Annotated in this window: 18 protein-coding genes; 10 read left to right on the top strand and 8 right to left on the bottom strand. The window is 60.8% G+C overall.

What is annotated here, in order from left to right:
• Window positions 1-8 precede the first annotated feature (8 nt).
• Window positions 9-686, bottom strand: coding sequence for an HAD family hydrolase (locus tag U5G49_RS07995; RefSeq protein ID WP_130716268.1), 678 nt, complete (start codon window positions 684-686; stop codon window positions 9-11).
• Between the two features lie 118 nt (window positions 687-804).
• A complete protein-coding gene (locus tag U5G49_RS07990) occupies window positions 805-1,122 on the bottom strand; it encodes a hypothetical protein (protein WP_193444224.1) in 318 nt (105 codons plus the stop codon).
• 213 nt (window positions 1,123-1,335) lie between these two features.
• Here U5G49_RS07990 and U5G49_RS07985 point away from each other — a divergent pair, with 213 nt between their 5' ends.
• From U5G49_RS07985 to U5G49_RS07965, 5 genes are all read left to right on the top strand, one after another.
• Window positions 1,336-1,662, top strand: coding sequence for a hypothetical protein (locus tag U5G49_RS07985; RefSeq protein WP_193444223.1), 327 nt, complete (start codon window positions 1,336-1,338; stop codon window positions 1,660-1,662).
• A gap of 154 nt (window positions 1,663-1,816) precedes the next feature.
• Window positions 1,817-3,268: a cryptochrome/photolyase family protein gene (locus tag U5G49_RS07980; RefSeq protein ID WP_130716266.1), complete on the top strand. Its 1,452-nt coding sequence runs from the start codon at window positions 1,817-1,819 to the stop codon at window positions 3,266-3,268.
• Window positions 3,265-4,596 (top strand): NAD(P)/FAD-dependent oxidoreductase, encoded by a 1,332-nt coding sequence (locus U5G49_RS07975; RefSeq protein ID WP_130716265.1) that lies wholly within the window; start codon window positions 3,265-3,267, stop codon window positions 4,594-4,596. Before U5G49_RS07980 ends, U5G49_RS07975 begins: the two co-directional genes overlap by 4 nt.
• Window positions 4,593-5,444, top strand: a complete 852-nt coding sequence (locus U5G49_RS07970) for a DUF1365 domain-containing protein (protein WP_193444222.1) — start codon at window positions 4,593-4,595, stop codon at window positions 5,442-5,444. The genes U5G49_RS07975 and U5G49_RS07970 overlap by 4 nt, the downstream gene beginning before the upstream one ends.
• 92 nt (window positions 5,445-5,536) lie before the next feature.
• The gene (locus tag U5G49_RS07965) at window positions 5,537-6,796 is read left to right on the top strand and encodes an SAM-dependent methyltransferase (RefSeq protein ID WP_018241741.1); all 1,260 of its coding nucleotides are present in this window, start codon (window positions 5,537-5,539) and stop codon (window positions 6,794-6,796) included.
• On the opposite strand, the gene U5G49_RS07960 is transcribed toward U5G49_RS07965, so the two are convergent.
• Both U5G49_RS07960 and U5G49_RS07955 read right to left on the bottom strand, forming a co-directional pair.
• Window positions 6,797-7,630 carry an SDR family NAD(P)-dependent oxidoreductase gene (locus U5G49_RS07960; RefSeq protein ID WP_131604967.1) on the bottom strand — a complete coding sequence of 278 codons (834 nt, stop codon included), beginning with the start codon at window positions 7,628-7,630 and terminating at the stop codon, window positions 6,797-6,799.
• A 99-nt stretch (window positions 7,631-7,729) separates the two neighbouring features.
• A complete protein-coding gene (locus tag U5G49_RS07955) occupies window positions 7,730-8,389 on the bottom strand; it encodes a ChrR family anti-sigma-E factor (protein ID WP_018445695.1) in 660 nt (219 codons plus the stop codon).
• A 225-nt stretch (window positions 8,390-8,614) separates the two neighbouring features.
• On the opposite strand from U5G49_RS07955, the gene U5G49_RS07950 reads away from it, so the two are divergent.
• The 4 genes from U5G49_RS07950 to U5G49_RS07935 are packed head-to-tail and all read left to right on the top strand — an operon-like array spanning window position 8,615 to window position 11,850.
• Window positions 8,615-9,652: a cysteine synthase A gene (locus U5G49_RS07950; protein WP_018445696.1), complete on the top strand. Its 1,038-nt coding sequence runs from the start codon at window positions 8,615-8,617 to the stop codon at window positions 9,650-9,652.
• A gap of 6 nt (window positions 9,653-9,658) precedes the next feature.
• Complete coding sequence (locus U5G49_RS07945) at window positions 9,659-10,396, top strand: alanyl-tRNA editing protein (protein ID WP_130716261.1); 738 nt, start codon at window positions 9,659-9,661, stop codon at window positions 10,394-10,396.
• A gap of 18 nt (window positions 10,397-10,414) precedes the next feature.
• Window positions 10,415-11,284, top strand: a complete 870-nt coding sequence (sseA, locus tag U5G49_RS07940) for a 3-mercaptopyruvate sulfurtransferase (RefSeq protein WP_047622328.1) — start codon at window positions 10,415-10,417, stop codon at window positions 11,282-11,284.
• A gap of 5 nt (window positions 11,285-11,289) precedes the next feature.
• Window positions 11,290-11,850 (top strand): GNAT family N-acetyltransferase, encoded by a 561-nt coding sequence (locus tag U5G49_RS07935; protein WP_017963991.1) that lies wholly within the window; start codon window positions 11,290-11,292, stop codon window positions 11,848-11,850.
• 30 nt (window positions 11,851-11,880) lie between these two features.
• Here U5G49_RS07935 and U5G49_RS07930 read toward each other — a convergent pair whose 3' ends face one another.
• Complete coding sequence (locus U5G49_RS07930; RefSeq protein WP_193444221.1) at window positions 11,881-12,117, bottom strand: hypothetical protein; 237 nt, start codon at window positions 12,115-12,117, stop codon at window positions 11,881-11,883.
• Window positions 12,118-12,194: 77 nt separating this feature from the next.
• Here U5G49_RS07930 and U5G49_RS07925 point away from each other — a divergent pair, with 77 nt between their 5' ends.
• Window positions 12,195-12,698, top strand: coding sequence for a DUF1203 domain-containing protein (locus U5G49_RS07925; protein WP_193444220.1), 504 nt, complete (start codon window positions 12,195-12,197; stop codon window positions 12,696-12,698).
• 126 nt (window positions 12,699-12,824) lie between these two features.
• Here the strand turns inward: U5G49_RS07925 and U5G49_RS07920 are convergent, their stop codons facing one another.
• The 3 genes from U5G49_RS07920 to U5G49_RS07910 form a co-directional block, all read right to left on the bottom strand.
• Window positions 12,825-13,109 (bottom strand): DUF1330 domain-containing protein, encoded by a 285-nt coding sequence (locus tag U5G49_RS07920; RefSeq protein ID WP_168299106.1) that lies wholly within the window; start codon window positions 13,107-13,109, stop codon window positions 12,825-12,827.
• Between the two features lie 61 nt (window positions 13,110-13,170).
• Window positions 13,171-13,719, bottom strand: coding sequence for a flavin reductase family protein (locus U5G49_RS07915; RefSeq protein ID WP_193444219.1), 549 nt, complete (start codon window positions 13,717-13,719; stop codon window positions 13,171-13,173).
• Between the two features lie 66 nt (window positions 13,720-13,785).
• Entirely contained in the window at window positions 13,786-14,535 is a 750-nt protein-coding gene (locus tag U5G49_RS07910) for an SDR family oxidoreductase (RefSeq protein WP_193444218.1), read from the bottom strand.
• Window positions 14,536-14,693 lie beyond the last annotated feature (158 nt).

The raw sequence follows: 14,693 nt of genomic DNA, 5'->3' as shown, positions 1-14,693 counted from the left end.
GAGCATTGTCAGGCCCTGTTCGGGACGATCAGCATCCTGTGTTCGGCCGCGATGCGGACCGAGACCTCGTCATAGGATGAGAGGGTCGGGTGCGGCGTCTCCATCTTGTGGTGATGTGTTGCCGTGATGACCATGACATCGGCACCCGCCGCCTCGCCGGCGGTGATGCCGGCTGCGACATCCTCGAACACCAGGCAATCCTGCGTGCTGACGCCGAGGCGTTCGGCTCCGAGAATATAACATTGCGGGTCGGGTTTTCCGACCTTGACGTCCTCAGCCGTCACCATAAATCTCGGCACCGGCAAGCCTGCTGCCTCCAGTCGCCGGTGAGCAAGGCGCAACGGCGAGGAGGTGACGATCGCCCAGCGATCCGGGGGCAATGAACTCAGAAAGGTCGCGGCGCCGGGAATGGCAACGACATCCCTGACATCGGCGATTTCAGCCTCGGTCACCAGTCTTGATTCATGTTCGGGATCGACGCCGGGCAGGTTCAGCCGGGTGATCGTGTCAATGCCGCGCGACCCATGCATCTTCGGCAAAAAGGTGGCGACATCGAGCCCATGGCGCCTTGCCCAGTCACTCCATGCACGCTCGGCCGCATGGATCGAATTGAGGATGGTGCCGTCCATATCGAACAGGAAGGCGGCATAGGGCTTCTCGAAGCCGCGGGGCATCGGCATAGACAAAAGGCTGAATCCTTCAGGGAAAGAGTCGAACGGTGGTCGCTGTCTCGATGAAACGGCAAATCATGGCGTTTTGCAAGCTTTCGGGAGGATGGCGGTGACGCCTTCCAACCGCCTTCGCCTAGAAGGCCGCCGTACCCGAGGTGACGATCAAGTCGCAGGAAAGCCGGAGGCCAATCGGGTCGTGGCAGAGGTCATCGGCACCATCGGCGAGTTCCAGTGCGGCCGAAGCATCGGCGCGCAGGTAGGCTTGCGTAGCCGGATCGACGCGCATCGGTGCGGCGGTCCAGAGCGAGGGACGGCTGACGTCGATTGCGGAAATTTTAGCCTTGTCATTCCTGACGGCGTAGGAGGCGACCGCCATGCCACCCATCGTTAGGGTGAGCACAAGTGCGATCTGGAGACCGAGATCTGCGGCTTCGCGAAAGGAGATGAACATAGCGGCCTCATGCCACGGTTTTTTAGTATCTCCGCATGCAAGTAGGACATGCGCCGGCGCCGATCCAGCGACATCGCCCGTTAAGGTTTACGCATAACCATGCCGGGTACGCAGCGAGGCTTGAATGCATGTTTTCGGCAAATTTCGGAACAATGATTCCGTCATCCAGTTACCCCTGGGTCATCCAAGATGAAAATCCAAGGAGGATATCCCATGTCTAAGCCCCTTATCGCCGCTTCGCTGCTTGCGATCGGCATGGCATCGTCAGCCTTTGCCCAGTCGAACCCCGATCCAATCGGGCCGACGAATGGCGGCTCGACTGATCCGAATTCGGGTACCTATTCATCCGACTACACCAACGATGACAACGGCATTCGTCCGGTACCCGTCTCGCCGGTCGATCCGACGACGACACAGAGCATCAGCCAGCCGAGGACGATGGAATGCCCCGGCATGCCGCAACAGATGTCCGGCGTCGACACGCGCGGTGGCCAGAGCGGCGCATCGATCAGCGAAGCCTGCCGCGAATACGACAACTAACCGACAGACTGCCGCTCTCACAAAAGGCCGGTTCACGCCGGCCTTTTTTAATGTCGCGAAGGCCATGAAAAGCTTTTCCGCCGGATGAAACTTTTGATCCGCGCGCTCCGTACATCCGTAGCAGATTGAAAAGAACACGAACGGAACGGCTTCATTGGCAAAGGACACCGCAAAACCTGTTATCCTCTGGTTTCGCAAGGACTTGCGCCTTGACGACAACCGGGCTCTCGATGCCGCCCATCGCTCCGGGCGTCCTATCATCCCCCTCTATATAAGCGAGCCGGAGGCAGCAGGCACCGGTCCGCTGGGCGCTGCGCAGGCCTGGTGGCTGCATCATTCGCTGGAAGCGCTCGACAGATCGCTGCGCAAGCGGAGAAGTCGGCTGGTGCTGGCAAGCGGCGAGGCGTTCGAAGTGCTCCGCGCCTTCATCAGGGAGAGCGGGGCCGAAGCCGTCTTTTGGAACCGGCGCTACGATCCAGCCGGCATCTCCATCGACGTCCGTATCAAGCACGAATTGGAAAAGCAGGCGATCGAGGCAAGAAGCTTTGGGGGCCAGTTGCTGCACGAACCTTCCCGGCTGATGACCGGCAACGGCACGCCCTATCGCGTCTACACGCCATTCTGGCGCGCGCTGGAGGGCGGCGGCGAACCGGAGCCGCCACTGGAGGCGCCGGCAAAACTGCGGCTTGCGTCGCAACTTCCGAAATCAGAAGCGCTGGAGAGCTGGAAGCTGCTCCCGACGAAACGGGACTGGGCAGGCGATTTTACCGATCTCTGGACACCCGGCGAAGAGGGCGCGCATGAGAAGCTGCGTGCCTTCATCGAAGACGCGCTCGACGGCTACAAGGAAAACCGAGACTATCCTGCGAGACCCGCGACGTCGATGCTGTCGCCACACCTGGCGTTCGGCGAGATCTCCCCTGCCCGCATCTGGGATGCCACACGCGGCCTGTCGAAACGGGTCGCAGCGGCCGATGTCGTGCATTTTCGCAAGGAGATCGCCTGGCGCGAATTCTCCTATCACCTACTTTTCCACTTCCCGCGTCTTGCCTCGAACAACTGGAACGAGCGTTTCGACGGCTTCGAATGGCGCAGCGACGACGACGATTTCAGGGCGTGGCGCCGCGGCATGACCGGCTATCCGATCATTGATGCCGGCATGCGCCAGCTCTGGCGCCATGGCTGGATGCACAATCGCGTGCGCATGATCGTCGCCTCCTTCCTCATCAAGGATCTGATGATCGACTGGCGCCGGGGCGAGGCCTGGTTCCGGGATACGCTTGTCGATGCCGATCCCGCCAACAATGCGGCAAGCTGGCAATGGGTGGCGGGCTCGGGAGCTGACGCCTCGCCGTTTTTCCGCATCTTCAATCCGGTGCTGCAGGGTGAAAAATTCGATCCCGACGGCAAATATGTCAGGAGCTATGTGCCGGAGCTTCGAGAGCTCGGGGCAAAATACATCCACCGGCCGTTCGAGGCGCCGAGGAGCATGCTCGACGAGGCCGGCATCGCGCTTGGCCAGACCTATCCGAAACCGATCGTCGATCACGCACTCGCCCGTAACCGGGCGCTCGCCGCCTACAATGCCACGAGGGATGCCGCATGAACGCGCACTTCCGTCCAGCCCCACGCCGGCTGAAGATCGCCGTCATCGGCTCCGGCATCTCGGGCGCCTCCGCGGCCTGGGCTCTAAGCCCAGTGCACGACGTTACGCTTTATGAAAGCCAAGCGCGGGCCGGGGGCCATACGGCGACCGTCGACGTGGATTACGACGGGGTTGAAATTGCGGTCGATACCGGCTTCATCGTCTATAACGAACAGAATTACCCCAACCTGACGGCGCTGTTTGCCGAGCTCGGCATCGCGACACATGCAAGCGATATGAGCTTTTCGCTCTCACTGGATCGCGGCAGGCTGGAATGGAGCGGCGGCGGGCTGTCCTCGATCTTTGCGCAAAAGCGCAACCTGCTGCGGCCATCGTTTCTATGGATGATCCACGAGATTCTGCGCTTCAACCGCAGTTGCCTCGAAGATCGCGCTGCCGGCCATCTCGCCTCGCGCTCGATCGGCGATTATCTCGACTGGCGCGGCTTCTCGCCCGGATTCACCAACAACTATCTCGTGCCGATGGCGGCGGCGATCTGGTCGACACCATCAACCCGCATGCTGCAGTTTCCCGCCGAGCATTTCGTCAATTTCTTCGACAATCACCGGCTGATCTATCGCCGCCAGCACCAGTGGCGCACAGTGACCGGCGGCAGCCGCACCTATCTCGACCAGCTGCTTCGGCCGCTCGGCGAACGCGTGAAACTTTCCTGCGGCGTGCGCAGCGTCATCCGCTCCGAGCGCGGCGTCACGATCATCGACGAGACGGGGATCGCACACCCGTTCGATAAGGTGATCTTCGCCTGTCACAGCGATCAGACAGCCCGCCTGCTCGCCGATGCCACCGATCGGGAGAGCAGGCTGCTCGCCGCCATCCCCTATCAGCCGAACCGCGTCGTCCTGCACCGCGACCAATCGCTGATGCCGCAGCGGCGCAGGGTTTGGGCCTCATGGAACTATCTCCGTTCAAGCCGTGAAGATGGAAAGGCCGACGTCGCCGTGACTTACTGGATGAACCGGCTGCAGGGCATCGACGATCAATTCCCGCTATTCGTGACCCTCAATCCCGACCGCGAGCCGGCCCCCCATAAAGTGTTTGCCGAGTTCACCTATGAACATCCGCAATTCTCGGCGGACGCCATGGCCGCACAGCAGGCGCTCGCCGTCATTCAGGGAGAGAACCATTGCCATTTCGCCGGTGCCTGGACGGGATACGGTTTCCATGAAGATGGCCTCGTTTCCGGTCTGGCGGCCGCAGAAGCCTTGGGCGGGATCATACCCTGGCGGACTGCCCGAACTTGGGAACCTCAACCGGACGTGGCGGCATGACAGGGCACGGCGAAAAACTTGGCATGAACGCGGTAGCCAACGGCGCTCCACCGGATGCCGCCGCAGCACTCTATGTCGGCGAGATCATGCATCAACGCATGAAACCGTTCGGCCATCGCTTCCGTTACCGTGTCTTCTCGCTGCTTGTCGATCTCGACAGACTGGACGAGGCCGGCGGGTTATCGGTGCTGTTTTCCGTCAATGGGCCCAATCTCATCTCGTTTCACGAGAGGGATCATGCCGATACCAGAGACACATCACTGCGTGCCTATGCCGACCGGCTGCTCGCCAAGGCGGGGCTCGACCGAGCGGACAGGATCCTGCTCGTCTGTTATCCCCGAATTCTCGGCTATGTCTTCAACCCGCTCTCTGTCTATCACGCCTATGATGCCGGTGGCGCAGTCGTCGCGATGATCTATGAGGTGCGCAATACTTTCGGCGAGCGGCACAGCTATATCTGCCCCGTCGGCCGTGGCGAGATGTCGGAGAGCGGGCTTCGCCAGAGCTGCGACAAGCTCTTCCACGTCTCACCCTTCATCGGCATGGCGGCGCGCTATCATTTCCGCATGCTGCCGCCCGGCGCCGAAATCCGCTGGCGCATCCTGGAGAACGACTGCGAAGGCCCGCTTCTCTCGGCGACATTTTCCGGACGACAGGTGCCGTTGACCAGCGCCTTGCTGCTGGGGTTGACGGCGCGCATCCCCTTCCTCACCTTCAAGATCATCGCCGGCATCCATTGGGAAGCGTTGAAGTTGTGGCTGAAGGGCGCGCGCTACGTCCGGCGTCCTTCGCCCCCGCCTGAAGTCAGCGTCCGCCAGCCCCGCCCGCTTGCGGAAGCGGCGGAATGACATTAGCGTTCGATGCAATGGCGGGGGGCGGCCGCGCGTATCATCAAGGGTGCTTCGTCCCTAACCGGCAGGAAAATGCTGGAGGAGGAGAAATGAGCAAGGCGCAGGACTGGAATCTGCTGGCTCGTGATGCAGTGACGCTGACGGCCGAAAACATGTCCCGCATGGTGAAGGGTCTGCCCTTCAAAGCAAAGCTGGCCCTGCGCGGACTTCTGCACATGCAGCACGGTTCGCTTGCCGTTACCCTTCCCGACGGCCGCAGGCTGCTGGTCGAGGGCAAGAAGGCCGGGCCAAAGGCGGCGCTCAGCCTCCACAACTGGAACCTTGCCTATCGGGCGCTGACGAGCGGCACGATCGGGGTCGCCGAAACCTATATGGACGGCGATTGGGACAGCCCTGATATCGCCGCCTTCCTCGAACTCTTCCTCGTCAATGGCGAGGCCGCGTTCAGCTATGCGCATGGCAAGGGCGGTCTTGGCCGCCTCTTCGAGCGCGTCCGCCATTGGATGAACACCAATACCAAAACGGGCTCGAAGCGCAACATTTCCGCCCATTACGATCTCGGCAACGATTTCTACAGGGAATGGCTCGATCCGAGCATGACCTATTCCTCAGCACTCTATTCCACCGGCGCCAACGATCTGCAATCGGCCCAGAACGCCAAATACCGGGCGCTTGCCGAGGCGACCGGCATCGGGCCCGGCGACCATGTGCTGGAGATCGGCTGCGGCTGGGGCGGTTTTGCCGAATTTGCCGCAAGCGAGCTGAAGTGCAAGGTGACAGGGCTGACGATCAGCCGCGAGCAGCTTGCCTTTGCCGAGGAGCGCATCCACAAGGCCGGCCTCGATGACCGCGTGGAATTCCGCTTCCAGGATTACCGCGATGAAGCAGGGCTCTACGACCGGATCGTTTCGATCGAGATGTTCGAAGCGGTCGGCGAAAAATACTGGCCGTCCTATTTCTCCAAGCTCAGGCAATGTCTGAAGCCGGGCGGCAAGGCTGGCCTGCAGATCATCACCATCCGGCCGGAATCCTTCGACCAGTATCGCAGCAACCCTGACTTCATCCAGAAATATGTCTTTCCAGGCGGCATGCTGCCGACGCGCAACCATCTGGCCGAACTCGCCGGCAAGGTCGATCTGTCGCTGGTCAAGGACTTCGGCTTCGGGCTCGACTACGCCCGCACGCTTGCCGAATGGCGCGAGCGCTTCTGGTCGGTCTGGGAGCGCATTCGCCCGATGGGCTTCGACGAGCGCTTCAAACGGCTCTGGGAATTCTATCTGTTCTATTGCGAGGCCGGCTTCCGCGCCCGCAATATCGATGTCCGTCAGGTCGTGTTTTCGCGTCGTTGATCATTCCGCCGCATGCGGTGTCACCGGATGGTGACCAGGCAATGGCGGCCGCTCCCGCCAGCCGGTCACGCGGTTCACCAGCGTGAAATAAGCGCCATAAGGGAGCAGGCGCGCGAGCTTCAGCATGGTGGTGAAGCGCTTCGGGAAAGTGATCTCGAAGGTCTGCGATTTCAATCCGGCAGCAATCTCCCGGGCGGCTTCCTCGACCGATACCAGGGCCGGCATCGGAAAGGCATTTTTCCTCGTCGCCGGCGTATCGACGAAGCCCGGGCTGACGAGCTGGATGCGGATGCCCATCTTGTCGAGATCGAATTTCAGGCTTTCGGCCATATTGATCAGCGCCGCCTTGGTGGCGCCATAGGCAGCTCCTGTCGGCAAGCCGCCATAGCCGGTGACGGAGGAAACGATGGCGATCTGTCCCTGCCCTTTCGCCTTCATATGGCGGATCGCGGGCAACAGACAGTTGACGACGCCGGAGAGATTGACGGCAAAGCTCTTTTCGAAATCGCTGCGGTTCAGGTCCTCGGCGTGGACCGGCAGATAGACGCCGGCATTGAGGATCGCCATGGCGAGCGTCCCGTGCTCATATTCGATGGAGGCCATGACATGTTCCATGTCCTCGGCATCGGTGACGTCGCCGTCGAGAACGACAATGCTGCCGGAAAGGCCGCGGGCTTCGGTCTGCAGCTCCACCAGCTTTTCGTGACTTCTGGCGGTGACGGCGACCTTGTATCCTTCGGCGGCGAGCTTTAACGCAAGCGCCCGGCCAATGCCTGAACTCGCGCCTGAAATCCAGACGATTCCATGTTCGGGATGGGCAATGAAATCACGCATGACATGTTCCTCCGGGCCGCCTGATCAACACGAAAACAGGTCCGGAAGTTTCTCTGCTCCTCCCGGATTTAGGGCTCTATCACACCATTGTGGCTGCTTTCAGCCGATCAGGTCGCCGATCATCTGACGAAAGGATCCGGTGAGCTTGACCGGCCCGTCCGAAACGGCAAAGGCGATGCAAGGCCTGTCCTTTTCGGCGACCGGCCGGTGGTCGACCGTCTCGTCGGCAATGGAGATGTCGCCGGGACCGAAACGGCCGCGTTCATCGTTGAAGGCGCCGTCGAGGATGAGGATCAGTTCCATGCCTTTATGGGTGTGCGCCGGCAAGGCGCGGCCCGGCCGGATCCACATCAGGCTGACCTCGCAGCCGTCCATGTCGAGCGAATATTCCCTGAAACCGGGCAATCGCCGGCGCCAGGGCACATCCTCGGCCTCGAAGCCCAAGAGAGCACGCAACGCTTGAGGAAACAGCGCATTTTCCGGTCGCGTGGCCGTCTGCGCCGCCGGGACGGGAGATGCAGAGGAAAAGATCGCCGCAAGCCGTCCGTCGCGATCGGCAATGGCGACTTCAGGCGCGTTTTCCAGAGCTTCGCCTGCCAGCAGCTCGAGGCTGTTTACCAGGCTGCGATTGTCCGGTTTCATTTCCAGATGAGACTGCACCAGCACACGCGCCGGCTCAGGCAAGGAGCCGGCGACATAATGCGCCATCAATGCATCGATCGTGTCGATCTGCTCGTGAACCATCTCGGTTTCGGTCACGCCCTGTTGCCGCGCTCCGTTTTCGCTTTGTCGTCATCCGTACGGGGAAAGTCAATCTTCGGATCACCCCGCACACGGCGGGATTGCGGGGCCATAGTCATTTTGGGGAGGAAAGCCAAATTTTATCGCGTCCGACAGAGGTGTGGAATAGCTTTTCTTGCCAACTCAGCCTTGTGAAGGGAAAAGACCGTTCTTAAAGTAAGAGTTCGAATAGAGGCAGATTCCATGACCTTCCACCCCTCCGTCCTTGAAGCCATCGGCAACACGCCCCTGATCAAACTCAAGGGCGCCTCAGAGGTGACCGGCTGCACCATTCTCGGCAAGGCGGAGTTCCTGAACCCCGGCCAGTCGGTGAAGGATCGCGCCGCGCTCTACATCATCCGCGACGCAGAGCGGAAGGGATTGCTTCGTCCGGGCGGCGTCATCGTCGAGGGTACGGCCGGCAATACCGGCATCGGACTGACGCTGGTCGCCAAGGCGCTCGGTTATCGCACCGTCATCGTCATCCCGGAAACGCAGAGCCAGGAAAAGAAAGACGCGCTGAAGCTGCTTGGCGCCGAACTCGTCGAAGTGCCCGCCGTTGCCTACAAGAACCCGAACAACTACGTGAAGGTGTCCGGGCGGCTCGCAGAGCAGCTGGCGAAGACCGAGCCGAACGGGGCGATCTGGGCAAACCAGTTCGACAACGTCGCCAATCGTCAGGCGCATATCGAAACGACCGCCAAGGAGATCTGGAAAGACACCGACGGTAAGGTCGACGGCTTCATCTGCTCGGTCGGCTCCGGCGGCACGCTGGCAGGCGTGGCTACCGGCCTCAAGGCTTTCAAATCTGACGTCAAGATCGGCATCGCCGATCCCGACGGCGCCGCTCTCTATGAATTCTACCAGAACGGTGCGCTGAAATCCGAGGGATCCTCAATCACCGAGGGCATTGGCCAGGGCCGCATCACCGCCAATCTCGAGGGTTTCACGCCTGACTATGCTTATCGGATCTCGGATGCCGAAGCGCTTCCCTATCTCTTCGACCTCGTCGAGAACGAGGGCCTCTGCCTTGGCGGCTCGACAGCGATCAACATTGCCGGCGCGGTCAATCTCGCCCGGGATCTTGGACCTGGTCACACGGTGGTGACGATCCTCTGCGATTACGGCAACCGCTATCAGTCTAAGCTCTTCAACCCGGATTTCCTTACCTCGAAGGGGCTGCCCGTTCCGGGCTGGATGGCCAAGTCGCCCGAAATCCACGTTCCCTACGAACCCGTGTGAAAACCCATGCCGGTCAATGCCCTCTATCGTGACGACTTCTATCTCTCGACGTGCGAGGCGGTCGTCACCGCCGTTCACGAAGACGGGGGCATCGAACTGGACCAGACCTGCTTCTATGCGACATCAGGTGGCCAGCCTGGTGACACCGGCCAGCTCGAACGTGCCGACGGCAGCAAGATCGCGCTCAGTCAGACGAAGCATGGTCCAAGCAAAGATATCATCATCCATGTGCCGCTCGAAAACGAGCCGCGGCCTGCGGTCGGCGAGACGCTGGTGTTGCATGTCGACTGGCCGCGCCGCTACAGGCTGATGCGCATGCACACCGCCTGCCACCTGCTTTCCGTCGTCTGCTCCTATCCGATCACCGGGGCTGCCGTCGGCGAGGAGGAGAGCCGCGTCGACTTCGACATGGCCGAAACGATCGACAAGGACGAGGTGACGACCAAACTGATGGAACTGGTCGAGCAGAACCATCCGGTCTATCTGCAATGGATCACCGACGAGGAGCTTACGGCCAATCCCGACATCGTCAAATCGAAGAACGTGCGCCCGCCGCTGGGGCTCGGGCGCGTCAGCCTCGTCTGCATCGGCGAGAACTCCTCGATTGACAGCCAACCCTGCGGCGGCACACATGTCTCCGAGACTCAGGAAGTCGGCCGGATCCATATCGCCAAAATCGAGAAGAAGGGCAAAGAGAACCGGCGCTTCCGCATCCGCTTCGGCACGCCCGGCGACGAAGCCTGACCATCAAGGGAGACCATAATGAGTGAGACCAAGAGCCGTTTCGTCGTTTCGGCCGACTGGCTGCAGTCCGAGCTCGGGAAAGCTGACCTGCGCGTGCTGGACGCCTCCTTCTATCTGCCGGCGCAGAAGCGCGATGCCGATGCCGAATATGCGGCCGGCCATATTCCCGGCGCCATCCGCTTCGATCAGGACAAGATCGCCGATCATTCAACGTCGCTGCCGCACACGATCCCCTCGCCCGATTATTTTGCCGCCGAAGTCGGCCGGCTCGGCATCAGCGAGAATGATCGGATCGTCGTTTATGACGGCATCGGCCTGTTCGCCTCGCCGCGCGTCTGGTGGCTGTTCCGGGTGATGGGCGCGAAAAACGTCTTCGTTCTCGACGGCGGTCTCGACGGCTGGAAGGCCGAGGGCCGTCCGCTGGAAACCGCAGCACCCAAGCATGTGCCGACGACCTTTACGCCGAATTTCGATGAAAGCCGCGTGGTGACGCTCGATACGATGCGCGACATCGTCTCCAGCGCCGCGATGCAGATCGCCGATGCCCGCAGCGCCGGCCGCTTTGCAGCCGCCGAACCCGAACCGCGTGTCGGCATGCGCTCCGGCCATATGCCCGGCGCCCGCAGCCTGCCCTCCGGCGTCTTCGCCAACCAGGGCCGGTTCAAGTCGCTGCCCGAACTCAGGCAGACGATCGAAGATGCCGGCATCGATCTTTCAAAGCCTGTCGTCACGTCCTGCGGCTCGGGAATCACCGCCGCCATTATCACGCTGGCGCTGGAATCGCTCGGTCATCACGACAACAAGCTTTATGACGGCTCGTGGAGCGAATGGGGCAGCCGTGACGATACGCCCATCGTCACCGGTCCGCCGACGCCGGTCAAAGCCTGATCGCCATGGGGAAGACACCCGCTTCGCTGAAAGCTCACATCACCCGGCTCGAAATGACGGCGCCGCCGAAGGCAAGCATGCCGGTGCCCGTCAATATCCAGACGGCGATCATGCGCGCTCCCGAGATCCCATTGCCCTTCTACCGCTATCTCTACCGGCAGGTGGGTGCGCGCTGGCAATGGGTGGATCGGTTGCGCATGAGTGACGAGCAGCTTGCCGAGACGCTGAACGACAAGCGCAACAATATCAGCGTTCTCTACGTGAACGGCGCGCCCGCCGGATTCTACGAATATTTCTGCGAAGACGAGGATATGATCGAGCTCAGCCATTTTGGCCTGATTGAACATGCGCTCGGTCTCGGCATCGGCAAATGGTTCCTGCTGCAGGCGCTCTATGCCATCTGGTCGCTCAATCCGAAGCGGGTCACCACCACCACCAACAATCTCGACCATCCGCGTGCGCTGCAGCTCTACCAGATGTACGGCTTCTCCCCCGTTTCGACCGGTACCGGCATCGTCCGCCCGCTCAGCGACAAGGAGCTTCTGGAGATTGCGCGGAAAAGCTGACGGCTTCTTTCCCGACGTCAGCGGAGGTGGCTAACGCTGCGTCAGGCTGTTCGGGCGGCGCGGGTCGTTTCGGCGTTCGAAATCGAGCGTGCGGCCCGACTGTTCCTTCAGTTCCGCCACTTCCCGGCGCAGAGCCCTGAGCTCTTCCAGTATTTCTGCATTCTGTTGCGCCAGCAGCGCCAGATCGATGTCGGCCAAGGCCTTCTCCTTTCGCCTTACAACGTACGCCCGGAAGATACTCCGCTTTTCACTCTCCGGCGATCTCATATGCAGACGCAGGCAAGAATCGGGTGGCTTGCCCGCTCGTCCAGGTGCATTTCATGGCAATCACAAAAGGATCTGCCATGACCGCCATTCGTTTTGTTGCCATGCCGACGACCGACGCCGAACGCCTCTGGAACGGCGGCCGCGACGCCTATGACAGGCTGCCCGAGACGATCGTCTCCGATGGTCCCGGCCATCCCTGCCGCCATTGCCTTCAGAATATCGATGCGGGCCAGGCGTTGCTGGTCTTTGCCTACCGGCCCTTCCCCGAGCTGCAGCCCTATGCCGAAACCGGTCCAGTCTTCCTGCACAGGCAGCCTTGCGCACGCTATGCCGCCGAAGAGATCATGCCGCCGATGCTGACGACGAGCCGTGACTTCATCGTCCGCGGCTACAGCGAGAACGACCGCATCGTCTACGGTACCGGCGCGGTGACTGAGATCGGCGATATTCCGGCCTATTGCAAAGAGCTGCTGGGACGATCTGATATCGCCTATGTGCATGTGCGTTCCGCGCGCAACAACTGCTTCCAATGCCGGATCGATAAGGTAAAGGCGCCGGCCCTGGCGGAGACCGGCGCCTGATAGGCGGAGGGCAAAGCGCAACAGGAAGTCGTCAACTCGCCCGCACGCTCCTTCTGCAGTGATCGGCGAGGCGGTTTCGGTTTCCCCCTGACCAATGCTGTCGGGATCGCGCCCCCTCGAATCTTATTAAAAGCCGCGCAAGGCAATGATCCGCGAACCTGCGGCTGCCTGCCGTTGGTGTGCGAGCGGCGCATATTCGGGCGATGCAAAGAGACCACGGATGGCATCCATATCGAGAAACTCGATGATCAGCATATTCGTCGCCTGCCAGCCTTCGAGTTCGAGCGGCGCGTCATCGAGAGCAATGAGGCGGCCGCCGGCCTTTGCCACCAGAGGCAGGGCCTTGGAGCGGTAATCGGCAATGGCTTCGGGGTCGTGGATATCGAGATCGACAACGAGATAGGCGGACATGTTCATATCCTTTCAATCAATGTGAAGTTTAGGGATGTGTGTTTGCGTGGAGCGGCGCGCCTTATGGCAAGTGCCGCCACTTGACCATGCGCTTCCGGAGATCGAGTGTGCCGCCATCCACGGTGAAGCTGCCGTCACCGCGATGATGCATGGTCCGTCGTTCCTTGCGGCTCTCGTCGATCCAGATCCTCTTCGCTTCGAGGATGAAGAGATTGTATCGATCGACGAAGCTCGGATCGGCAACACGGCATTCGATATTGGCAAGGCAGTCCACCAGCAACGGCGCCGCGACATCCTTTGCTGGACGAGTCCTCAGGCTGAACCGCTCGAACTTGTCCACCGTGTCACCGGAGCAATTGCCGATGTCCACCACGGTTTCGGCAAGATCGACGGCTGGAATCGCAATCACGCATTCGCCGGTCTTTTTCAGGTTCCGGTGGCTGAAGTCCCAGGGGCCGATGACGCAACCGATCAGCGGCGGTGCATGCTGGATCATCATGTGAAAACCCATCGTCATCACATTGGGCGTTCCCTCAAGGCTCGTCGTCACAAGAACGATCGGACCGGGTTCGAGCAGGCGATAGGTCTGGGAAACGGAAATCTCATTCATCGTCCGGCTCCTTCGCGAGTCTCTTCCCCGCATGTATGCGGGGAAGCTGAAAGACCTCTGGTGTGGTTACCAGCCCTGTTCGACCGGCAGAACGAAGAGTTCCGCGACATTCACATGGGCAGGCGCCTGCGCCGCGAAGACGATGGTGTCGCCGATGTCTGCGCCCTGCAGGAACGTCATCTGCTTGGCAAGGTCGTCCATCTGCTTGATATAGCCAGGCTCCGTGATGTGATCATACAGCTCGGTCGCCACGGCGCCTGGCTGGATGCAAGTCACCCGAATGTTGTGCTTCTGGCCCACTTCCATGCGCAGGCCGTCGGAGAACGCGGCCACCGCATGTTTGGTGGCGCAATAAACCGACAGGCCTTTGAAGACCTTGCGGCCAGCAATCGACGACATGTTGAAGATGTGGCCCGAATGTTGATTGATCATCTGCGGCAGAACTGCAGCAGTGGTGTTCAGCAGGCCTTTCACATTGACGTCGACCATCCGGTGCCATTCGTCAACTTTAACCTGATCGACATCCGAAAGCGGCATCAGGCCAGCATTGTTGACGAGAATGTCGATCGAACCATAGGCACCCACCAGCTTTTTGACGCCGGCTTCGACGGAGGCTGGATCGACCACGTCCATTTCGATCACGAGGGCTTCACCGCCTCCAGAGGCGATCTCCTTTTGGAGGCCTTCAAGTTTGTCGGTGCGACGGGCGGCGATACCGACCTTTGCGCCGGCCTCGGCGAGCTTCAACGCGGTAGCGGCACCGATGCCGCTCGAGGCGCCGGTGACCAGCGCGATTTTTCCATTGATATTCGTCATGGTTTATCTCCTTGACTGGGCGCCCTTCCAACCGAAAGGACGGTCGTGTTCGACAAGGAGGAACATAAAGAGGAGTGATCGATCCCTCTCTCGGGACCTTGCGAGACCTGTCGGGATCTTGCTCAAATCCACAAGGACCAAGCTGAAATACTAAAGCA

Source organism: Rhizobium indigoferae (genome assembly GCF_034554815.1).
Taxonomy (GTDB): Bacteria; Pseudomonadota; Alphaproteobacteria; order Rhizobiales; family Rhizobiaceae; genus Rhizobium; species Rhizobium leguminosarum.
This window is presented reverse-complemented; position numbering and strand designations above follow the sequence as displayed.